Origin of the sequence: Bradyrhizobium sp. CCBAU 53340, from assembly GCF_015291645.1 — a bacterium.
In the GTDB taxonomy this organism is placed as follows: Bacteria; Pseudomonadota; Alphaproteobacteria; order Rhizobiales; family Xanthobacteraceae; genus Bradyrhizobium.
On the sequence record NZ_CP030055.1, the window covers coordinates 2,524,074 to 2,546,287 of the forward strand.

The window sequence follows — 22,214 nt, forward strand, 5'->3', positions numbered from 1 at the left end:
ACGCGCACGAAGCTAGCCCGCGCCGAACGCCTTGAAGGTGATGATGGTGAGGGTGTCCTGGATGCCCGGCAGCACCTGCACCTTCTCGTTGACGAAGTGGCCGATGTCGGTGTCCTTGTCGACGTAGAACTTCACTAGCAAATCGTATTGGCCGGCCGTGGAGTAGATCTCGGAGGCGATCTCGGCTTCGGCAAGCGCGTTGGCGACCGTATAGGACTGGCCAAGCTTGCATTTGATCTGGACGAAGAAAGGAACCATGGCAGTCACTCCGAGGGCACATCTTGCCGGCTAATAGGCCAAAACCGTCCGGATTTAGCAAGCGGGCTGGCCGGCCGCCAGATGCCGGCCGGCGCCCTAGGAGGCCACCGCCGCCGCGGCGAACGCGTCCCTGAGCCGCTGGGCGAGCTCGGCCTTGCCGTAGGGCTTGGTCAGGACGACCGAGTGCGGGTGCGTGCGGCCCTGCTCGACCAGGGTCTCCAGCGCATAGCCCGAGGTGAACAGCACCGGCAGGCCGGGCCGGATACGCCGGGCCTGATCTGCGAGCTCCCAGCCGCTCATCCCGCCGGGCATGACGATATCGGTGAACAGCATGTCGATGCCGGGTTCGGCGCGCAATCGCTGCAAGGCTTCGTTGCCGTTGACTGCGGCGATGACGTGGTAGCCGAGCGCCTCCACCCTCTGGATCACCGAGGAGCGCACGAACGGATCGTCCTCGGCGATCAGGATGGTCTCGTGGCCACGTGGCACGGCCTCGTCGCTCTCCGGCAGGTCGGTCGGTGATTGTCCGCCGCCGGGGCGCGGCAGGTAGATCCGGACGGTCGTCCCCAGGCCCCGTTCGCTATAGATCGAGACGTGGCCGTCGGATTGCTTGGCGAAGCCGTAGACCATGCTCAGCCCGAGGCCCGAACCCTTTCCGACCTCCTTGGTGGTGAAGAACGGCTCGAAAGCGTGCTCGATGACCTCGGGCGTCATGCCTTCGCCGTCGTCGGTGACTGATATCAGCGCGTAGGCGCCGGAGGTGACCTCCGGATGCAGGGCGCGATAGTCCTCGTCGATCGCGGCGAGCTCCGTGCTCAGCGTCAGATGTCCTCCCGACGGCATCGCGTCGTGTGCATTCAGTGCAAGGTTCAGCACGGCGGATTCGAGCTGAGAGCGGTCGGCAAAGGCCTGGATCGTGCCGGATCCGAAGCTGGTGCTGATCTCGATATTCTCGCGCAAGGTGCGCTTGAGCAGCTTGAGCATGGACAAGATCAGCTCGCTGCAATCGATCGCCTGCGGTCGCAACAGCTGGCGACGGCTGAAGGCGAGCAGCCGCTGCGTCAGCTCCGCGCCGCGTTCGCCGGACTGGCAGATGTCGTCGGCAAACTGACGCAAATCGGGCTTGGCCTTGAGCTGCTCGCTGAGATGCTCGGCGTTGCCGATGATCACGGTCAGCAGGTTGTTGAAGTCATGGGCGATGCCGCCGGAGAGCTGCCCGACCGTCTCCATCTTCTGCGCCTGCTGGAGCTGCTGCTCGGTGAGCTTTCGCGCGGTCAGATCGTGGATGATGCCGACATAAATCAGCTCGCCGTCCTGCCACGCCTGGCCGACCGACAGATCCATTGGAAAGCTCGATCCGTCCTTGCGCAGGCCGGCGGTTTCGCCCGTTGCGAAACGATGCGTCTGAGCTGTGGATGAGCGCTTCCCGTCATCTGACATCAGCATGCTGATGTCGAGGTTCATGACCTCCTCGGCGCGATAGCCGAACAGCCGTTCGCAGGCGGGATTGAACAGGAGAATGCGGGCTTGCGCATCGAACAGGATGACGCCGTCGACCGCGGTCTCGACGACCGCGGTGAGCCGCGTCACGCTTTCGCGCATCGCGCGCTGGGCCTCCCCGACCTGCTTGAGCAGCTGCGTCGCGTCGCGGCGCTTGGTCTCCTCCACCTCGAGCGCGGCCTGGACCTTTTGCAGCTCGAACGGGGAGGGGATGGCCAGAATCTTGGGGAGAAGCGGCCAGAGCGCGGCCGCGGTGAAGATCGACGCGAGTGCGGTCGCCGCCTTGACCAGGCCCTCGATGCCGTAGATCGGCACCCAGAGCGTGTAGATCGACAGCACATGCGTCAGGCCGCAGGCCATGATGAAGGTCGCGAAGGCCCAAAAGACCCAGCCGAATTTGAGGTCACGCCGTTTGGTGACGAGGATCGCCAGCGCAAACGGGATCGAGAAATAGGCAATCGCAATGCTGGCGTCGGAGACGACGTGGAGCCAGATCAGCTCGGGTTCCCACAGCAGGCAGATGCCGTGCGGTGAGAACATCGAGGAGTCCAGGATGCGTTCGAAATAGGCCCACATGATCGGTTCCCGAGAGGGTTGCAGCCCGCAGCGGTCCGCAACATCGCGTCGCCCGCGAATCAATTGATATTTCGACCCATCTGGAGGAGCGCGCCAAGGCCGGGTGATGCCGAGGTCATATTTCGCGCGATATGCACGCTCGCGGGACGACAGGGCGGTGCCGGCCCATTTCGCCTGATTCGCGGCTGCGCGAGCGGGGACCCAGCGGCCGGCCTGGCTTGCTGGTGCCGTGGGGGCAGGCTAGGACAGGCCAATGTCAGGACAGATCATGACCGGGTCTTCTTCAAGCGAGCGTACCACGCCTGTGGCGATCACCATCGCCGGCTCTGATTCGAGCGGCGGTGCCGGGATCCAGGCCGACCTGAAGACCTTTGCCGCGCTCGGCGTTTACGGCGCCTCCGCGATCACGGCGCTGACGGCGCAGAACACCCAAGGCGTCACCGGCATTCACGCCGTGCCGGCTGCATTCGTCACCGCGCAGATCGATGCGGTGTTCGCCGATCTCGACGTCGGCGCAGTAAAGATCGGCATGGTGGCGCAGGCTGGCAGCATCGACGCGATCGCCTCAGCGCTGTCGCGCTGGAAGCCTCGCCACGTCGTGCTCGATCCCGTGATGGTGGCAACCTCGGGCGACCGGCTGCTGGCTGCGGAGGCCGTCGAAGCCTTGCGCGCGAAACTGATGCCGCTCGCATCCGTGATCACGCCCAATCTGCCGGAGGCGGCCGCACTGCTCGATGAGCCGGTCGCGCGAAGCGAAGCCGAGATCGAAGGCCAGGGGCGCCGTCTGCTCGGGCTCGGCTGCCGTGCGGTCCTGATCAAGGGCGGGCACGGCGAGGGCAGCGAGAGCATCGACTATCTCGTCAGCGCCCATCACACGATCGCGCTCGCCGCGCCGCGCGTCGCCACCCGCAATACCCACGGCACCGGCTGCTCGTTGTCCTCGGCGGTCGCGGCGGGCCTTGCCAAGGGCGAGGATCTCGAGACGGCCGTGCGCAACGCCAAGAGCTGGATCAGCGCAGCGATCGCAGCCGCCGACCGCTTCAGTGTCGGACATGGCCACGGACCGATCCATCATTTCCACAGGTTTTACTGACGCAGCGGCGATTCATCCGTTTGGCGCGGCTGTCTCACCCTCCCCTGGAGGGGAGGGTCGGCTCACATTGAGCGCAGCGAAATGTGAGACGGGGTGGGGTGACGGTTTCTCCGCATCCGACCGTGCCCGTGTTGAGAGATCACCCCACCCCGCTCGCGCTGCGCGCGATCGACCCTCCCCCTCCAGGGCCCTCCAGGGAGGGTAAGAGTTCGTCCCTCTGTTGGTCGGCTTGTCGCTTCCCGGTTCATGAGTGAACTCGTGCCGCCCCATGTCGCCTGATTGTCGCATGCGGCTGATATTCGCGGGGAGGGCGAGGCAAGGTCTGATTCGTATCTGAGGGTGCCTCAAAGGTTCAATCGTCATCCCCCTGTCACGGGACATTGTTACAGGCTGTCGCATGGGAAGTTACGATGTGAGTGACGAGAGCCCGGAGCGGCGCTTTCGCACGTTGTTCATCTCCGACGTCCATCTCGGAGCCCGCGGCTCGCAAGCCGACCTGTTGCTGGACTTCCTGCGCTACCACGATGCCGACACGATCTATCTCGTCGGCGACATCGTCGATGGCTGGGCGCTGAAATCGAGCTGGCACTGGCCGCAATCGCATAACGACCTGGTTCAGAAGCTGTTGCGCAAGGCGCGCAAGGGCGCCAAGGTCATCTACGTCCCCGGCAATCACGACGAGTTCCTGCGCAACTATTACGGCACCCATTTCGGCGGCATCGACGTCGTCGAGAACACCGTCCACGCCGGCGTGGACGGCAAGCGCTATCTCGTCATCCACGGCGATATCTTCGACCTCGTGGTGCAGAATGCGCGCTGGCTCGCCCATCTCGGCGACAAGGCCTACGACTTCGCGATCCAGATGAATCGCTTCGTCAACTTCTTCCGCCGCCTGTTCGGCGTGCCCTATTGGTCGCTGTCGCAATGGGCCAAGCAGAAGGTGAAGAACGCGGTCAACTATATCGGCGCGTTCGAGCAGGCGCTCTCGGCCGAAGCGCGGCGCCATGATGCCGACGGCGTGATCTGCGGTCACATCCACTACGCCGTGATCCGCGACGAGAACGGCATCCGCTACATGAACTGCGGTGATTGGGTCGAAAGCTGCACCGCGCTGGTCGAGCACGACGACGGCCATTTCGAGATCATCACCTGGGCCGATCATTTGCGGAAACCCGCGGAAGTCCCGCAGGTGGCGGCAAGAGCTGCCTGACGAGAGCTGCTTGATGCGCATCCTGGTCGCGACCGACGCCTGGCACCCGCAAGTCAACGGTGTGGTTCGGACGCTGACCAAGCTGGCTGATGCCGCCGAGGGACTCGGTGTCGAGTTCACATTCCTGACGCCGCAATCGTTCCGCACCTTCGCGATGCCGAGCTATCGCGACGTGCGGCTGGCGATGCCGCGCCCGGCGCGCATCGCGAGGCTGATCGAGGAAGCGCGCCCCGACAGCATCCATATCGCCACCGAAGGGCCGATCGGCCTGATGGTCCGCCGCTATTGCCGCCAGCGCAGACTGCCGTTCACGACCAGCTTCCACACCCGTTTTCCCGAATATGTCCGCGCCCGCGTGCCGGTTCCGGGCTCGCTGATCTGGCGGGCGCTGCGCCGTTTCCACAGCCCGAGCCAGGCGGTGATGGCGGCAACGCCGGCGCTGGCCCGGGAGCTCAGCGAGCGCGGCTTCGACAATGTCGTGCTGTGGCCGCGCGGCGTCGACACGCATCTGTTCCATCCTCGCGCCGTCGATCTCTGCCTGCCGGCCCCGGTGTTTCTCTCGGTCGGCCGCGTCGCGGTGGAGAAGAATCTGGAAGCGTTCCTCGACCTCGATCTGCCCGGCACCAAGGTGGTGGTCGGCAACGGGCCGGCGCGCAACGTGCTGGAAGAGGCCTATCCCGAGGCGATCTTCCTGGGCGAAAAGCACGGCGAGGAACTGGCCGACATCTACGCCGCCGCCGACGTCTTCGTGTTTCCGAGCAAGACCGATACGTTCGGCCTGGTCCTGCTCGAGGCGCTGGCGAGCGGCCTGCCGGTTGCCGCCTTCCCTGTGAAGGGGCCGCGCGACGTCATCGGCGATGCGCCGGTCGGCGCCCTCGACGAGGACCTGCGCAGCGCCTGTTTCGCGGCGCTCGACATTTCCAGGCAGGCCTGCGTCGAATTCGCCGCCAACTACACCTGGGAGGCCTCGGCGCGGGCCTTCATTGACAGCATCCGCGCGGTCGGGGCGGTGCTGCCGGGCCGGAGCGGGGCGGAACAGCCGCGCTTCGTCGCCTAGGGGGCAAAACCCTCGCGCGGAGGTGTCTTGCCCGGGCCTCGCCAGCCGCGATAACATCGGCGCATGTCCGAACAGCCCCTTCCGATCGGCCCTGCCGATATCGACGCCGCAGCGCGCGTGCTCGCGCCCTTCGCCGTCCGCACCCCGCTGTTGTCGTTTCCCGTGCTCAATGAGCGCGTCGGCGCAAAAGTGTTCCTGAAGCCGGAGATGCTCCAGCGCACCGGCTCCTTCAAGTTCCGCGGCGCCTTCAACAAGGTGTTCTCGATCCCGCAGGACAAGCGCGCCGGCGGCGTCGTGGCTTTCTCATCCGGCAACCATGCGCAGGGTGTGGCTGCGGCGGCAAAAATCCTGGACATGCAGGCAACCATCGTGATGCCGGCGGACGCGCCGCTGTCGAAGCGCGAGCGTACCAAATCCTATGGCGCCGAGGTCGTGCTGTACGACCGCTACAACGACGATCGCGAGGCGATCTCGCGCGGTATCGCCGAGAAGCGCGGCGCGACGCTGGTCCGGCCCTATGACGATCCCTTCGTGATCGCGGGCCAGGGCACGGCCGGCCGCGAGATCGCGGAGGACATGGCGATGCTCGGCCTTGCTCCTGATATCGTGGTGGCGCCGGCCTCCGGCGGCGGCCTGATCGCGGGCGTCGCGACGGCCGTGAAGGCGCGCTATCCGCAAACCGAGATCGTGGTGGCCGAGCCCGAGGCATTCGACGATCACGGCATCTCGCTGACCGCGGGCCATCGCGAGCCGCATCCGCCCGCGGGCCGCACCATCTGCGATGCGCTGATGGCGCTGATCCCCGGCGAGATGACCTTTGCGATCAACAGCAAGCTGCTCGCGCGCGGCGTGACCGCCTCGGACAAGGAAGTCGGCGCAGCTGTCGCGTTTGCCTATCATGAGCTAAAGCTCGTGGTCGAGCCAGGTGGCGCGGTGGGCCTTGCCGCGCTGCTGGCGGGACGTCTCGATGTCGCCGGCAAGAACGTCGTCATCGTGCTCTCCGGCGGCAATGTCGATGCGGATTTGTTTGCCGAGCTGGTGGCCTGATTTCAGCTCGACGGTGCGAGCGAGGAAGCTCGGTTTACCTCTCCCTACGGGAGAGGTGCCGCCCGACCCACGGGCCGATACTTAATTTCATGAAGCTTTGTTTGGTGGCATGAAGAAGGGGCGGAGCGTGTCCGCTCTGCCCCTTTGTCGTTCGGCTGCCGCGTTCAGTGCATGAAGCCGCGGTGGTTGTTGCCGCCGCCCATGCTCGGGGCCTGGTTCATCGACTGGCGGAAGTTATTGCCGCCATTGTTGATCCGGTTCGTGGTGTTGAACTGCGGACGGTTGTTCTGGACCTGCACCTTGTTCACCGGGTTGTTGTTCAGCTTCACGCCGTTGTTGACATGGATCGGGTTGTTTTGCGTCTGGACGTTGACCGGCTTGACGTCGCCGGCCGAGCCGCCCTTGGTCACCGGCATGCTCACGACCTTGCCCGTGCCGGCGTTGTTGTTGCCGTTGTTCTGCGTGGTGTTGGTCACCGGCAGCGTCACGATCTTGCCGGTGCCGCCGGTGTTGGTCGTGGTGTTGGTCGGCGCGGGCAGGGTGACGATCTTGCCAGGAGCCTGCGACGGCGTGCCATTGCCGAGCTTGCTGATGACGTTGCCGTCGACCGGCTTCTGCACGACCGGCAGGTTCGCGTTCATCTGCGAGCCGTTGCCCTGCTGAATCAGCGGCATGTATTTGGGCTGGCCGAGATTGCCGATCTTCAGGGTCGGGGCAATGTTCTGCGGAGCCAGGAACTTCGTCGCCTGCATCAAGGGGATCAGCTTCGGCTGCGCCTGCAGCTTCAGCGCCATCTGCGCATAGGGGCTGTTGCCGTATTTGCTGTAGAAGGCCTGGTAGCCGATCGGCGAGTTCAGGAGCACCGCTTCGTGCCAGGCCTGCGAGATCAGCAGGTTCGCAAGCAGCCAGCGGATGTGATCACACAGCGGGTCGTGCGGATACATCTGGATGAATTCCTGATAGTACTCCGGCCGTCCTTCGGACACGACGTAATCATAGGCTTGGCGGGTCGAGCGGCTCGGCAGGTTGGAAGCCATCTGCACCACCGGCGTATGCACCGGCGCGCGGTTGGCGGCCACGGCCGTGTCGCCGAAGAAGGTGAAGTCGGAGGTGAGCGAAGAGCTCTCCCACGGAATCTGCGCGCCGCTGGTGGTCTGGTTCACCGCAAGACGCACGCGCTTGAACAACTGCTCGATCGGCACGTTGGGCTCGCGCGCGATGTTCAGGAAGGCCTGAGTATAGGGGCTGTGGCCATTGTTGCCGTCGAGCGCCTCGGCGCCCGGCGCGGTCGAATAGCCGACGATCGAGCCGTTCGGCGCATCGACGATGGCGAGGCCCCGGCCTGCGTCGTTGACGTTGGGGAAGGGGTTGTTGCGGCAGGCATCGAGGATGACGATGCGCATCCGGCTCGGGATCGTCTCCAGCGTCGACATCACGTCGACAAGGCGGACCGAGTCATTGACGAGCTCAGTCTGGTTGGAGACCTTCGCATCGACGGGTACGAGGTAGTTCTCGCCGGCGAGCTGCACGCCGTGACCGGCGTAATAGACCATCGCCACCGTGTTCGGACCGCGCGCCGACACTTTTGCGGAGAAATCCTGCACCACGCGCAGCATGTCGTTCTGGCCGATATCGGTGGCTGAGATCACTTCGAAGCCGGCCGAATTGAGGAATTGCGCCATCGACTGCGCATCGTTGTCGGGATTGGCGAGCTGCGGCGCATTCTTGTAGTTCGAATTGCCGATCACCAGCGCCACCCGCTGCTCCGGACCTTGCAGCGCGGCAGGCACAGCCGGTTCGACGGGGGCGACTTGCGCGGAAACCGGGCCGCAGGCGAAGCCAAACAGGCTTCCCACGAGGCCCGCGGTCATCAAAGCGGATTTCAGGCGGAACATGGCGTGCTCCTTTGGCACTCATCTCGATGCGAGATTGGTTGCGAGGAACCCTGACCACGTTCGAGCCTACCGTCCGTGATCGCGGTCACCTTGGCGAGCTGCGTGATCTAAATCACGCAAGATATGCCCCGAGCTTCGGTGTCGTGCAGGTCGGGGATAGTCGCGGCTAAGAGAGCTCCCTGATCCGCCGCGGCGTCATCAGCGAATTCAGGGGAAGCTGCGGACGATTTCGATCAAGCCGACGATGGCGTCATTGAACGCATCGAGATCCTCGGCCGGAATCCAGTACTCCAGATGCGAGCGGCCTCCCGCCTCCTGCACGTCGTACTTGGCGATGAAGCTCCGCGTGACTTCAAAGCGGGTCACGAAGCCGGAGCCGCTTGCCGGCACGTTCCAATCGCGCGCGATCTTGACGGCGTAATCCTCTGTCAGCACCGGATAGAAGATTGGCTGGTCCGGCAGACGCGGCGGGAAGGCGCGCATGCCGGATTGCCGGATCAGCTCAAGTTCTTGCGGGCCGACGGGGCGCCAGAGGGTGAGGGTGTCTTCGGTCGGGGACACGAATGCCGCTTTACGAGAAGAACGCGATTTTCTCGGCCTGGGTCATGCGGCGGATCGGCGCCAGCGCGTCGTTGGCCGCGGTGCGAGGCTGCTGCAGGATGCCGCTGGCGAGAATGGTGGCGCCGAGCGAGGGCTCGGGCGTCGGCGAGGGCGTCGGCAGCGTCGCGGTCGGTGCGGCGGCGGATGTTGCCGCGGTCGCCATGATGGGAGCTGGCTGCTGCATGACTTCGGCGGCTGCCTCCGCAATCGCGTCGGTGAGGCGCGCGAGCGATTCCATCGCGATCGGGGCTTCGGCAACCGGCTCCTCGACATCGGGCTCCTCAACATCAGACTCCTGGACGTCAGGTTCCTCGACATCAGGCTCTTCGACGTGGGGCGCGATCGGCGCCTCCATCGCGACCAGCTCTGCCGTCATGGGCTCCGGCATCGGTTCCGGAACGGCCGCTTCCATCTCCATCGGCTCGACGATCGCATCGAACTCCGGATCGGGCGCGGCCATCTCCAACGCGATGGCGTCGAGGATGGCCTCGTCCTCGGCTTCCGCGGCCGCATCGAGCGAGAATTCGTTGGTGATCTCGGCGATGGCAGCGGGGTCAGAGAGGCTGTCCCCGGCCGCGGCAAGACTCTCTTCGACGGCGGTTTGGGTTTCGGCGATCTCGGGCGCGAGGGCGGTGTCCATCGCCTCCTCGGCGACGACGCTCTCGTCAACGGCTGCCTCCGGCTCGGCGATCTCCTGCGGTTCGGGAACGATCTCCTGCGGTGTCTCCGTAAATGCCACGGGTGCTTCGCTAGCCGCTGCAGCCGGCGCTTCGGCATCAGGCGCTTCCGCAGCCGGCGGCGCGTCCTGCACCGGCGCCGGAGCGGGGTGTGCTGCGCCCTGCGGGGCTGCGTCGCCTGCGTCGATCTGCTCGACCCGGTCCTTGAGCAGATCGAAGGCGGCCTTGAGGTCGCCGCGCGGGTCGATGGCCGACACCTGGGCGCAGGCCGCTTCGATCGAGGCAAGCTGCGAATCAATGAGGTCGCAGATTCGCCCGTCGGCGCCGATCTCGCGCCAGCGCCAGGAGATCTCCTTGATGATGCGTACGCCGCGCGGGATCGGCGCCAGGCTTGCCGCGATCGCGGCGGGATCGAATGCCTTGCTGGCGGCGCTTTCCGCCTCCTCGACGGCGCGGCGAATTGCGACCAGCGCTTCGGGCAGACGATCCTCGACGACAGGTTGGCGCTGCGCCGCAAGGGTTTCTTCGATTTTCGCGACCGCATCGAGCACCATGCTTGTGTCGGCGTTGCGGTTGCGCTTGGCGTATTCGCCGAGGAACCAGCGGCCGCGCGCGGTCTCCATGAAGGCTTCGCGGATCGCGTCGTAATCCTGCTCGTTCGGCTCGGCCGCGCGGGCAGACATGGGCGAGAGGGCGAATGCTTCGTTGGCCATGACAATCTCGTCGCGCAAATCACCGCGCGTTACTGTAACGATCACCACGATATCGACCGAATCGCAATTGGTTTGATGCCACCCGAATCACAAATCCCCATCACGGCGACGGTCAAGCGGCAATTCGCCGTGAGTCTGGCGCTGTTCTATTCGGCGGTGTTCGCGGTATCAGGCACGCATCTGCCGTTCTTTCCGGTCTGGCTCAAGGCGATCGGCGTCGAGGCGTCCTGGATCGGCCTGATCAACGCGCTGCCGGCGCTGACGCGCTTCACCACGCTGCCGCAGATCACCGCCTTTGCCGAAAAGCGACACGCGATTCGCGCCGGCATGATGATCTCGGTGCTGGCGACCGCGATCGGCTTTGCGGCCGTCGGCTTGCAGCAGCAGCCGCTGGCGCTGTTCCTGATCTACGCGCTGACCTGCATCATGTGGACGCCGACGACGCCGCTGACCGATGCCTATGCACTGCGCGGCGTCGCGCGCTACGGCCTCGACTACGGACCCCTGAGGCTGTGGGGCTCGGCGGCCTTCGCGGCCGGCTCGCTCGCCTGCGGCTATCTCGTCGACATCATCGCGGCGCGCGATCTGATCTGGATCATCGTCGCATGGGCCATCGTCGCGGTGCTCGCGGGCCTGCTGCTGCAGCCGCTCGATGACGTCAGGCGCAAGACGACGGAGACGCATGCTGGCAAGGCGCTGCTGCGCGATGGCGGCTTCTGGGCCGTGATCGCCTCGGCTGCGCTGATCCAGGGCAGCCACGTCGCCTACTACACCTTCTCGGCCATCAACTGGCAGCTCCACGGGCTGGGCGGGCTGACCATCGCGGGATTGTGGACGCTTGGTGTGATCGCCGAGATCGTCGTGTTCGCGCTGTCGCCGCGCTTCTCGCTGCATCCGTCGACGCTGATGGCGATCGGAGGCCTGAGCGCAGTGCTGCGCTGGATCATCACCGCGAACGAGCCGCCGCTCGCGCTGCTTGCGATTGCGCAGCTCGGTCACGGGCTCACCTTCGGCATGACGATCGTCGGCACGATGACGCTGCTGGTGCAGCGCGTGCCGCCGCATCAGATCGCGCGGGGGCAGGGCTACCTTGCCGCATGCAGCGGGTTGCTGGGCGCGACGACCTCGATCGCCTCAGGCGCGATCTACGCCCGCATCGGCGACAGCCTGTACTACGTCATGGCGGCGATGGCCGCGGCCGGCGCGCTCGTGATCTGGTCGGCGCGGCATCGGCTCGTGGCTCATCCCCACAGTGAGACGTCAGGCGGATAGACCAGGCTGCCGTCGTAACGCAGCGCGTGATCGCGGTCGCGCGCGAGCAGCAAGGGTCCGTCGAGATCGACGAAGCGCGCCTGCGGTGTCACCAGCATGGCGGGGGCCATCGACAGCGAGGTCGCGACCATGCAGCCGATCATGATCTCGAAGCCGAGCGCCTGCGCCGCATCGGCCATCGCGAGCGCCTCGGTGAGGCCGCCGGTCTTGTCGAGCTTGATGTTCACGGCGTCGTAGCGGTCGCGGAGCGGCGCCAGCGACTTGCGGTCATGCACGCTCTCGTCGGCGCAGACGGCCAGTGGTCGCTTGATCCGCGCCAGCGCGTCGTCCTTGCCCGCCGGCAGCGGCTGCTCGACCAGGGTGACGCCGGCGGCGGCGCAAGCGGTGAGGTTGGCTTCCAGGTTGGCCTCGGTCCAGGCCTCGTTGGCATCGACGATCAGCTCCGATTCCGGCGCGGCCTGGCGCACGGCGGCGATCCGCATCGCATCGCCATCGCCGCCGAGCTTGATCTTGAGCAGGGGTCGCTGCGCCGCCCTGGCGGTCGCTGCCGCCATCGCCTCGGGGGTGCCCAACGAAATCGTGAAGGCGGTGGTGCGCATCCCCGGCGATGGGCGGTCCAGCAGGTTCCAGGCCCGTACTCCGGCCTGCTTGGCTTCAAGGTCGATGAAGGCGCAGTCCAGGGCGTTGCGAGCTGCGCCGGGCTTCATGGCGGCCTGGAGGGCTTGCCGGTCGAGACCGTCCCGGACCGCGTCCTGCATGGCCAGGATCGCCGCCAGCGTCGCCTCGGGGGTCTCGCCATAGCGTGGATAGGGCACGCATTCGCCGCGGCCGATACGGCCGTTCCGGCTCAGTTCGGCCACGACGGTCACGGCTTCGGTCTTGGCGCCCCGGCTGATGGTGAAGCTGCCGGCGATGGGAAACCGCTCGATTCGCGCGGCAAGGGCAGGAACTTTGCTGGAAGTCATTTTGAACTCTGGCGAAATCTGAACCTGCTGGTTACCTCTAGCAACTAACATTAACCAGTTGGGGATACCTTTTCCGGGTAAGGGCGTGTGCGCAACTATCTGATTTTCTCCGCCCCGGGACGGGAGCGGACATCTTGAGCGGCGATCCCAAGCTGGAACGGATTGCCAAGGGCAATGCGCTGGCTCTCTGCGCCACCGGGACCTGGACTGCGAACTTCGCGCCGACCCTGGAACGGATGGTGGCCGACGCCGAGAAGCTCGCCGGCGGCCCCCAAAGCATCTTCATCGACGTCTCCGAGGTCGCCAAGCTCGACACCTTCGGCGCCTGGCTGATCGAGCGGCTACGACGCAGCCTGACGCAAGGCACCGTCGAGGCGCAGATCGCGGGGTTGTCGGCAAACTATGCGAGCCTGGTCGACGAGGTGCGCCGGGTCCGCGCGACCCCGGTGGTCGAGACGTCCACAATCACCATCACCGGCATGCTGGAGCAGATCGGCCGGACCGTCGCGGGCCTCGCCGGCACGGTGGCCGGCCTCGTCGACATGCTCGGCGCGGTGCTTGCCGCGGGCGGCCGGGTGCTGATCCATCCGCGCTCGTTCCGCCTGACCTCGACCGTGCATCACATGGAGCAGGTCTGCTGGCGCGCGGTGCCGATCATCGTGCTGATCACTTTCCTGATCGGCTGCATCATCGCCCAGCAGGGCATCTTCCATTTCCGTCGCTTCGGCGCCGACATCTTCGTCGTCGACATGCTCGGCGTGCTGGTGCTGCGCGAGATCGGCGTGCTCTTGGTCGCCATCATGGTCGCGGGCCGCTCCGGCAGCGCCTACACCGCCGAGCTCGGCTCGATGAAGATGCGCGAGGAGATCGACGCGCTGCGCACCATGGGTTTCGACCCGATCGAGGTCTTGGTGCTGCCGCGCATGCTGGCGTTGGTGCTGGCGCTGCCGATCCTCGCCTTTCTCGGCGCCATGGCGGCGCTCTATGGCGGCGGGCTCGTCGCCTGGCTCTATGGCGGCGTCGATCCCGAGGCTTTTCTTTTGCGTCTGCGCGACGCCATCTCGATCGATCATTTCATCGTCGGCATCGTGAAAGCGCCTGTGATGGCCGCGGTGATCGGCATCGTGGCCTGCGTTGAGGGCCTCGCCGTGCAGGGCAGTGCGGAATCGCTCGGACAGCACACCACCGCGTCGGTGGTGAAGGGCATCTTCTTCGTCATCGTGATGGACGGCGTGTTCGCCATCTTCTTCGCCTCGATCGGGATGTGACGATGGCAAGAGAAGCTCAAAGCGAGATTCAAAACCCCATCATCCGCGTCCGCGACATCACCGTGCAGTTCGGCGCGACGCGTGTGCTCGACGGCCTCGACCTCGACGTCAAGCGCGGCGAGATCCTGGGATTTGTCGGCCCGTCAGGCGCGGGCAAATCGGTGCTGACGCGCACCATCATCGGCCTCGTGCCGAAGGTTGCCGGCTCGATCGAAGTGTTTGGCGTCGATCTCGATTCCTCCAGCACGTCGCAGCGGCGCAATGTCGAACGGCGCTGGGGCGTGCTGTTCCAGCAGGGCGCGCTGTTCTCCTCGCTGACCGTGCGGCAGAACATCCAGTTTCCGATGCGCGAATATCTTCGCGTCTCGCAGCGGCTGATGGACGAGATCACCATGGCCAAGCTCGCCATGGTCGGCCTCAAGCCTGAGGTCGCCGAGCGTTTCCCCTCGGAACTCTCGGGTGGCATGATCAAGCGTGTCGCGCTCGCCCGCGCGCTGTCGCTCGATCCGGACCTCGTGTTCCTGGACGAGCCGACCTCCGGCCTCGATCCGATCGGCGCCGGCGATTTCGACGAGCTGGTCAGGACGCTCCAGCGCACTTTGGGGCTGACCGTTTTCATGGTAACCCATGACCTCGACAGCCTTTACACCGCTTGCGACCGCATCGCCGTTTTAGGGAACGGTAAGATCATCGCGGCAGGGTCGATCGCCGACATGCAAGCCTCGCAGCATCCCTGGCTGAGGCAGTATTTCCATGGCAAGCGCGCCCGCGCGGTCATGAGTTGAGTAGCCGGAGCACCTGATGGAAACGCGGGCGAATTACGTACTGATCGGATCCTTCACGCTGGCGGTGATCGCGGCTGCGATCGGCTTCGTGCTGTGGTTCCAGTCGCTGCACACCACCAAGCAGCGCAGCCCCCTGCGCGTCGTGTTCGAAGGCCCGGCGGCGGGCCTGCGCAACGGGGGCAGCGTCAATTTCAACGGTATCCGGGTGGGCGAGGTGGTCTCGGTGAAGCTCGACAATCCGCGGCGGGTTGTCGCACTGGCCATGGTCGAGAACAGCACGCCGCTCCGCAAGGACACCCTGGTCGGCCTCGAATTCCAGGGCCTGACCGGCGTTGCTGCGATCTCGCTCAAGGGCGGCGACGAGGCCGCCCCGCCGCCGCCGCTCGACGAGGACGGCATTCCGACGCTGATGGCCGATCCGAACAGGCTGCAGGACGTCACCGAGGCCATCCGCGGCACGCTGCAGAACATCAACAAGATCGTCGCCGACAATCAGGAGTCGGTGAAGAACTCGCTGAAGAATCTGGAGACCTTCACCAACTCGCTCGCGCGCAACTCCGAGAAGATCGACGGCGTGATGGCCAAGGTCGACGGCGTCATGCTCAAGGCCGACAACCTCATGCTCGGCCTCAACTCGCTGGCCGGCGGCAAGGACGGCGGCGAGCTGTTCCTGACGGTGAAGTCGATCCGCGAACTCGCCGAGGATTTCGACAAGCGCTCCGGTGCGCTGATGACCGATGGCCGCCGCACCCTCGGCGACATCAGCCGCGCCGTGAACAACTTCGATCGCAACCCGACCCGCGTGCTGTTCGGCGCCAGCAACAGCAGTGCGCAGCCGGCCCCCGCGCCCGAGCCGCCGAAGCCGGCGCCGGCGAACGAGCGCAAGCGGCAGTAGGCGTTTCTCTCCTCCGTCATTGCGAGCGAAGCGAAGCAATCCAGACTTTCTCTGCGGAGACAGCCTGGATTGCTTCGTCGCTTCGCTCCCTCGCAATGACGAGGGCTCCCCGCCCATACGAAAGTATGGGGGTCTGGCCGCGCCAAGGTAGGGGGAGGGCCGGCGGGCGTTGTCCGCTATATCGCGCTCAAGGCGCGCTTCACGAAAAGTGCGTCGACTTCACTCACAGGGGAGGAGACAGCGTGATACGCCTGCTGCTGTTGTTGCCGTTCATCGGCCTGATGATCGTGCCGTTCTACAATATTCGCGAGCCCTATCTGCTCGGCTTTCCGTTCTTCTATTGGTATCAGCTCGCCTGGGTGCCGCTGACCTCGCTGCTCACCTACACCGTCTACAGGAGCGTGCGCCGTGCTGACTAATGTCGATAGCGCGGCGTTCGCCGTATTCCTCGTTTTGTTCATCCTCGTCACCGGCATGGGCTTCGTTGCAGCGCGCTGGCGCAAGCCCGAGACGCTCGCCCATCTCGACGAATGGGGCCTCGGTGGCCGCAAGTTCGGGACCTGGATCACCTGGTTCCTGGTCGGCGGCGATTTCTACACCGCCTATACCGTGATCGCCGTGCCCGCGCTGGTCTACGCAGTCGGCGCCTACGGCTTCTTCGCGCTGCCTTACACCATCATCGTCTATCCCTTCGTGTTCGCGGTGATGCCGGTGTTGTGGAAGGTCGCCAAGGAGCGCGGCTATGTCACCGCGGGCGACGTGGTGCGCGGCGCCTATGGTTCGCGCGGGCTCGAGCTCGCCGTCGCCGCAACCGGCGTGCTGGCGACCATGCCCTACATCGCTCTCCAGCTGATCGGCATGGAAGTGGCGATCAAGGCGCTCGGACTCAGCGGCGAGGTGCCGCTCGTTCTCGCCTTCCTGGTGCTGGCGCTCTACACCTATTCGTCGGGCCTGCGCGCACCGGCGCTGATCGCCTTCGTCAAGGACATCATGATCTACATCGTGGTGATCGCCGCGGTCGCGATCGTGCCGTCCAAGCTCGGCGGCTATGGCGCGATCTTCACGGCGGCCGATGCGGCCTTCGCGGCGAAAGGCGCGGGCGGCATCCTGTTGTCGCCGGCGCAGATCGTGCCCTACGCCTCGCTGGCGCTCGGCTCGGCGCTCGCGGCCTTCATGTATCCGCACACGTTGACCGGCATCTTCGCCTCATCTGGCGGCAACACCATTCGCAAGAATGCGATGCTGCTTCCGGCCTACACGCTGCTGCTCGGCCTGCTCGCGCTGCTGGGCTACATGGGCCATGCTGCGGGATTGAAGCTTGCGAGCAACAACGACGTCGTGCCGGAGCTGTTCAAGACGCTGTTCCCGAGCTGGTTCGCGGGCTTTGCCTTCGCGGCGATCGCGATCGGCGCGCTGGTGCCGGCAGCCGTCATGAGCATCGGCGCGGCCAATCTGTTCACCCGCAACTTCTGGAAGGTGTGGGTCGATCCGAAGGTGACGCCGGCGGGTGAGGCGAAGGTTGCCAAGATCACCTCCATGCTGGTGAAGGTCGGCGCGCTGCTCGCGATCCTGCTGATGCCGACGCAGTTCGCGCTCGACCTGCAACTGCTTGGAGGCCTCTGGATCCTCCAGACGCTGCCGGCGCTGGTGTTCGGCCTCTATCTGAACTGGTTCTCGAGCCCGGCGCTGCTGGCCGGCTGGGCCGTCGGCCTTGCAGGCGGATCGTGGCTGGCCTGGTCGGATGGCTTGAAGCCGCTGCACGGTATCGACTTCGGTGCCGGCAAGGTCGCGATCTACACCGGTCTGCTGGCGCTCGCGCTCAACATCGTGGTCGCGGTCGTGGTCAACCTCGTGCTCAAGGGCCTTCCGCAGGCCCGCCTGTCGCGCGAGGCGGCCTGACGTCAAGTCTTGATCGGCGGCCGGTCATCCGGCCGCCGATCCAAAAGTGCCTTTCACGCGATTGAAAACGCTTTGGAGCTTTCCGTTCCGACTAGATCGGAACGGAAAGCTCCAGATTCTTGTTTTGACGCGTTTTCTTTACGCGAACCGGTGTCCACTTCGCTGGAAAACGCTCTAATATCCGCCTGCGTTCCGACCTCTCGATGAGCGGGCGGATCGGTCTCGAGTGAGGATATCTTGCAGGCGTGGTTCGTTCTCGCGGTCGCAGCCGGTTATGTGACCACGCTGTTCCTGATTGCCTGGTGGGGCGATCGGCGGAGCGTGGACGGTCCGCTGGTTTCGCCAAAATCCTGGGCGGCCGCGGTCAGCTATTGCCTGACGCTTGCGGTCTACAACACCTCGTGGAGCTTCTACGGATCGGTCGGCCGTGCCGCCACCAGCGGACTGGACTTCGCCACAATCTATATCGGTCCGACGCTGGTGCTGCTGTTCGGCCAAAAGCTGCTCGCCAAGGTGATCGCAATCGCGAAAGCGCAGAACGTCACCTCGATCGCCGACTTCATCGCCGCGCGCTATGGCAAGAGCCAGGCGCTTGCCGCCTTCGTGACCCTCGCTTCGCTGCTTGGCGTGCTTCCCTATATCGCGCTTCAGCTCAAGGCCGTGGGCAAAAGCTTTGACTATCTGATCCTGCAGCCTGAGCGGGCCGGCGGTGAGGCGCTGCGGTTCTGGCAGGACTCGGCCTTCGGCGTCGCCGCGTCGATGGCGCTGTTTGCGATCGTGTTCGGCGTTCGCCATGTCCACGCCAGCGAGCATCATCGTGGTTTGATGCTCGCGATCGCCTTCGAGAGCGTGGTCAAGCTGGTCGCCTTCCTCGTTGTCGCGCTGTTCGTGCTGTTTGGGCTCTCGGGCGGACCGGCCGGGCTGCTGTCGCAGTTCTCTTCGGATCCGCAACTGGCTGGGATCCTCGCCTTCGATCCCGCCCAGCCGGTCTGGCCGTCGACGATCATCATCTCGGCCATCGCCTTTCTCTGCCTGCCGCAGGCGTTCCACGTCGCCGTCGTCGAGAACGAGAGCCCTGGCCATACGCGCACCGCAGCCTGGCTTTATCCCGCCTATCTCGCGCTGTTCAGCCTGCTGATCCTGCCGATCGCCGCCGCCGGCCTTGCGAGGTTCGGTGCGATGATGGACCCCGACACCTATGTCATCTCGCTGCCGATTGCGGCGGATGCGGGTACGATCAGCTTGATCGCCTTCCTGGGCGGACTGTCGGCCGCCACCGGCATGGTGATCATGACCTCTGTCGCGCTGAGCACCATGCTCTGCAACGACGTCATCATGCCGCTGTTGCTGCGCTCGCGCTTCTTCGGCCCGCGTGCGCAAAGCCGGCAGGTCGCCTCGGTGCTGATGACGGTGCGCAGGATCTCCATCCTCGGCATCCTGCTGCTGGCCTATCTGATGCACCGCCTGGTCAACCAGGCCTATCCGCTCACCGTGATCGGTCTGCTGTCGTTCGTCGCGGTCGCGCAATTCGGTCCGGCGTTCGTCGGCGGCCTGTTCTGGCAGCGTGCCAACAAGATCGGCGCCTCGATCGGGATCGCGGCCGGATTTTTCATCTGGGCCTATACGCTGCTGCTTCCCTCGGCCGCGCCGCTATGGCCCGCTTTCGAGGGCGTCGTTCGCCACGGTCCATGGCAGCTCGCCTTCCTCAAGCCGAACGCGCTGTTCGGGCTCGACGGGCTCGATCCGATCTCGCATGCGACGCTGTGGAGCCTTGCTGCCAACCTCGTTTGTTTCGTCGCGTTTTCGCTGCTGGGGCGGCAGACCACCGTCGAGCGCAACCAGGCTGCGGCGTTTGCTGACGGCGTCGTCCGCGACACCGTGCCAAAGCTGTCCTCACGCGTGGTGGTCCGGCTCGACGATCTGCGCGCGCTCGCACGGCGCTTCGTCGGCGCCGAGCGCGGTGCGGCGGCTTTTGACGGCTATCTCGCGGCGCGCAAGTCGGGCGCCGGGCCGCGTCTTGATCCATCGGGCCTCGTCGATCTCGACTCGATCCGCTTTACCGAGAATCTTCTCGCCGGCGCGATTGGCGCGGCGTCGGCGCGCGTGGTGATTGCGGCCTCGCTGGAAGGACACTCGCTGTCGCGGCGGGCGGCGATGGCGATGCTGGACGAGGCGTCGGAGGCGCTGCGCTTCAATCGCAGCCTGCTGCAGAGCACGCTGGAAAGCGTGCCGCAGGGCATCTGCGCCTTCGACGCCGATTTCAACATCACGGCCTGGAACGGTCGGTTCATAGAACTGCTCGACCTGCCGCCGGATTTCGTGCGCGTCGGCCTTCCGCTCGCCGAGCTGATCGCCTTCAACGTCGAGCGTGGCGAATACGCCGCCTCCGAATTCGCAGCGCTCCTGGTCAATCGCGACGTCGCGACCCAAAGCTGGCCCTATCTGTACGAGCGCAAGCGGCCGGACGGCACCGTGCTCGAGATCGTCTACGATCGCGCCGCCGAGGGCGGCTACGTCTCGACCTACACCGACGTGACCGAGCGTCACCGCGCCGCGGAAGCCCTGCGGCGTGCCAACGAGGATCTCGAGCTGCGTGTCCGCGAGCGGACCGAGGCGCTCGAGCAGGCGAAGGCGGAGGCCGAGCAGGCCAATCTGGGCAAGACCCGCTTCCTCGCGGCGGCCAGCCACGATCTGCTGCAGCCGCTGAACGCAGCGCGTCTGTTCCTGTCGGCGCTCGACGAGAGCCTGCATGCCTCATCGCATGCGGGTAGCGCCGAGAAGGAGCGTAACCTGGCGGGCAGCGCCATCACGGCGCTGCGCTCGACCGAGCATGTGCTCGACAGGCTGCTCGATATCTCCTCCTATGATGGCGGTGCCGTTCGTGCCGAGCCGTTCGACTTCCCGATCGCGGATCTGCTCACGCAGCTGAACGTGGAATTCTCCGCGATGGCGCGCGAGCGTGGACTCGTCCTCCGCGTCATCGATTGCCGGCTCGCGGTGCGCAGCGATCCGCATTTGCTGCGGCGTATCTTGCAGAACCTGCTCTCGAATGCGCTGCGCTACACGCCGGGCGGACGCATCCTGCTCGGCTGCCGCCGGCGCGGAGATGATCTGCGCATCGAGGTCTGGGATACCGGCATCGGCATCGCCGCGGCCGACCAGAAACGGATCTTCGAGGAGTTCCAGCGCCTGGCGCCCGGATCGGAGAAGGGGTTGGGACTGGGACTTGCGATCGTTGACCGTATCTCGCGCCTCCTCGGGCATTCCGTCGATGTCCGTTCGCGCCCGGGCCACGGCTCATGCTTTGCCGTCATGGTGCCGCTCGCGCATGGACCGGGAACGCCGCTCCAGCGCAAGGCGGCAGCCGCGGCGCCTGATGTGACGGAGCGGCCGCTGACGATCCTGTGTCTGGACAACGATGCGCCGATCCTCGACGGCCTGACGGCGCTGCTTGGCGGCTGGGGCCATCGCGTGCTGGTCGCAACCGATGCTCCTAGCGCGATGGCTCTGGCTGCGGCGAGCCCACCTGATGTCGTGCTGGTCGACTATCATCTCGAGGGCGAGCGCACCGGCTTGGACTTTCTCGACGATCTCAGGCAGAAGTCGGGACGCGGCGTCTGCGCGCTCGTCGTCACCGGAGACCGCAGCGAAGTGGTCCGCACGGCGGCGAAGGCGCGCGGCTGTGAGGTTCTGTCCAAGCCGGTCAAGCCGGCGGCGCTGCGGCGCTTCCTTGGTGGCGAAGCCTTGAGCCGGCAGTTCGGGACGAAACAGGGAGCCTCATCAGTGTGACCATGCGCATCCTTATCGGCGATGATCATCCGCTGGTGCAGGCTGCGCTCCGCAGCGCACTGTCGACCGTGCTGCCTGACCTCGACATCGTCGCCTGCCAGTCCCTCGACGAGGCGGTGAGCGTGCTCTCGGCCCAGTCGGACGAAATCGACCTGATCCTGTGGGACCTGACAATGCCTGGCATCCAGGGCTTTGCCGCGCTGTTCATTCTGTCGGCACAATTCCCGACGGTGCCAGTTGCGATCATCTCGGCGCGGCAGGAGGCCGCCACGATCCGCCGGGCCATCGCCTATGGCGCATCCGGCTACATCCCGAAATCGCTCGGCCTGCCCGAGATGGCCGATGCGATCACGAAGATCCTGGCCGGCGAAATCTGGATGCCGCCCAATGTCGGCGGCCGCGGATCGATCCAGAGCGATGACGTCGAGCTCGCCGCACGCATGGCTTCGCTGTCGGCGCAGCAGCTGCGCATTCTGGCGATGATCGTCGAGGGCAAGCTCAACAAGCAGATCGCCGGCGAGCTCGACATCGCCGAGCAGACCGTGAAGGGCCACGTCTCGACGATCCTGCGCAAGCTCGGCGTCGGCTCGCGCACCCAGGCTGCGGTCCTTGCCGAGCGGCTGTCGTTCGGCCAGCCCGGCGGGACCTGACGGTCGCAACGTCAAAACAAAACGGAGGCCGCGAGGCCTCCGTTCTTATTCGCATTCATGAGCGC

18 protein-coding genes are annotated in these 22,214 nt (G+C 65.6%); 12 read left to right on the plus strand and 6 right to left on the minus strand.

Annotated elements, in window-relative coordinates:
• Positions 1–12: 12 nt before the first annotated feature.
• Both XH89_RS11835 and XH89_RS11840 read right to left on the minus strand, forming a co-directional pair.
• Positions 13–258, minus strand: coding sequence for an Lrp/AsnC ligand binding domain-containing protein (locus tag XH89_RS11835; RefSeq protein WP_028182135.1), 246 nt, complete (start codon positions 256–258; stop codon positions 13–15).
• Between the two features lie 96 nt (positions 259–354).
• Positions 355–2,334, minus strand: coding sequence for a PAS domain S-box protein (locus XH89_RS11840; RefSeq protein WP_246767810.1), 1,980 nt, complete (start codon positions 2,332–2,334; stop codon positions 355–357).
• Between the two features lie 253 nt (positions 2,335–2,587).
• Between XH89_RS11840 and thiD the strand changes: the two genes are divergently transcribed.
• The 4 genes from thiD (at position 2,588) to XH89_RS11860 (ending at position 6,741) form a co-directional block, all read left to right on the plus strand.
• Positions 2,588–3,427 carry a bifunctional hydroxymethylpyrimidine kinase/phosphomethylpyrimidine kinase gene (gene thiD, locus XH89_RS11845; RefSeq protein WP_246767811.1) on the plus strand — a complete coding sequence of 280 codons (840 nt, stop codon included), beginning with the start codon at positions 2,588–2,590 and terminating at the stop codon, positions 3,425–3,427.
• A 397-nt stretch (positions 3,428–3,824) separates the two neighbouring features.
• Complete coding sequence (locus XH89_RS11850) at positions 3,825–4,637, plus strand: UDP-2,3-diacylglucosamine diphosphatase (protein WP_194467226.1); 813 nt, start codon at positions 3,825–3,827, stop codon at positions 4,635–4,637.
• Positions 4,638–4,650: 13 nt separating this feature from the next.
• Positions 4,651–5,694 (plus strand): glycosyltransferase family 1 protein, encoded by a 1,044-nt coding sequence (locus XH89_RS11855; protein WP_194467227.1) that lies wholly within the window; start codon positions 4,651–4,653, stop codon positions 5,692–5,694.
• Between the two features lie 63 nt (positions 5,695–5,757).
• Positions 5,758–6,741, plus strand: coding sequence for a threonine/serine dehydratase (locus XH89_RS11860; RefSeq protein WP_194467228.1), 984 nt, complete (start codon positions 5,758–5,760; stop codon positions 6,739–6,741).
• Positions 6,742–6,905: 164 nt separating this feature from the next.
• On the opposite strand, the gene XH89_RS11865 is transcribed toward XH89_RS11860, so the two are convergent.
• From XH89_RS11865 to XH89_RS11875, 3 genes are all read right to left on the minus strand, one after another.
• Positions 6,906–8,636 carry a caspase family protein gene (locus XH89_RS11865; RefSeq protein ID WP_194467229.1) on the minus strand — a complete coding sequence of 577 codons (1,731 nt, stop codon included), beginning with the start codon at positions 8,634–8,636 and terminating at the stop codon, positions 6,906–6,908.
• A gap of 207 nt (positions 8,637–8,843) precedes the next feature.
• Complete coding sequence (locus tag XH89_RS11870) at positions 8,844–9,197, minus strand: ADP-ribosylation/crystallin J1 (protein WP_194467230.1); 354 nt, start codon at positions 9,195–9,197, stop codon at positions 8,844–8,846.
• A 10-nt stretch (positions 9,198–9,207) separates the two neighbouring features.
• Positions 9,208–10,626, minus strand: a complete 1,419-nt coding sequence (locus XH89_RS11875) for a hypothetical protein (RefSeq protein WP_194467231.1) — start codon at positions 10,624–10,626, stop codon at positions 9,208–9,210.
• Positions 10,627–10,701: 75 nt separating this feature from the next.
• Between XH89_RS11875 and XH89_RS11880 the strand changes: the two genes are divergently transcribed.
• Positions 10,702–11,898 carry a major facilitator superfamily domain-containing protein 6 gene (locus XH89_RS11880; protein ID WP_194467232.1) on the plus strand — a complete coding sequence of 399 codons (1,197 nt, stop codon included), beginning with the start codon at positions 10,702–10,704 and terminating at the stop codon, positions 11,896–11,898.
• On the opposite strand, the gene dgcA is transcribed toward XH89_RS11880, so the two are convergent.
• Positions 11,868–12,863, minus strand: coding sequence for an N-acetyl-D-Glu racemase DgcA (gene dgcA, locus XH89_RS11885; protein ID WP_194467233.1), 996 nt, complete (start codon positions 12,861–12,863; stop codon positions 11,868–11,870). The genes XH89_RS11880 and dgcA overlap by 31 nt on opposite strands.
• Positions 12,864–12,997: 134 nt before the next feature.
• Between dgcA and XH89_RS11890 the strand changes: the two genes are divergently transcribed.
• The 7 genes from XH89_RS11890 to XH89_RS11920 all read left to right on the plus strand — a co-directional run bounded on the left by XH89_RS11890 (position 12,998) and on the right by XH89_RS11920 (position 22,149).
• Positions 12,998–14,131 (plus strand): ABC transporter permease, encoded by a 1,134-nt coding sequence (locus XH89_RS11890; protein WP_194467234.1) that lies wholly within the window; start codon positions 12,998–13,000, stop codon positions 14,129–14,131.
• 2 nt (positions 14,132–14,133) lie between these two features.
• Positions 14,134–14,916: an ABC transporter ATP-binding protein gene (locus tag XH89_RS11895; protein WP_194467235.1), complete on the plus strand. Its 783-nt coding sequence runs from the start codon at positions 14,134–14,136 to the stop codon at positions 14,914–14,916.
• Between the two features lie 16 nt (positions 14,917–14,932).
• On the plus strand, positions 14,933–15,811 hold the full coding sequence (locus tag XH89_RS11900) for an MlaD family protein (protein WP_194467236.1): 879 nt from the start codon (positions 14,933–14,935) through the stop codon (positions 15,809–15,811).
• 242 nt (positions 15,812–16,053) lie between these two features.
• Positions 16,054–16,230: a DUF3311 domain-containing protein gene (locus tag XH89_RS11905; RefSeq protein ID WP_194467237.1), complete on the plus strand. Its 177-nt coding sequence runs from the start codon at positions 16,054–16,056 to the stop codon at positions 16,228–16,230.
• Positions 16,220–17,710, plus strand: a complete 1,491-nt coding sequence (gene mctP / locus XH89_RS11910; RefSeq protein WP_194467238.1) for a monocarboxylate uptake permease MctP — start codon at positions 16,220–16,222, stop codon at positions 17,708–17,710. Before XH89_RS11905 ends, mctP begins: the two co-directional genes overlap by 11 nt.
• A gap of 237 nt (positions 17,711–17,947) precedes the next feature.
• Positions 17,948–21,499 (plus strand): NahK/ErcS family hybrid sensor histidine kinase/response regulator, encoded by a 3,552-nt coding sequence (locus XH89_RS11915; RefSeq protein WP_194467239.1) that lies wholly within the window; start codon positions 17,948–17,950, stop codon positions 21,497–21,499.
• Positions 21,496–22,149: a response regulator transcription factor gene (locus tag XH89_RS11920; protein WP_194467240.1), complete on the plus strand. Its 654-nt coding sequence runs from the start codon at positions 21,496–21,498 to the stop codon at positions 22,147–22,149. The genes XH89_RS11915 and XH89_RS11920 overlap by 4 nt, the downstream gene beginning before the upstream one ends.
• Positions 22,150–22,214 lie beyond the last annotated feature (65 nt).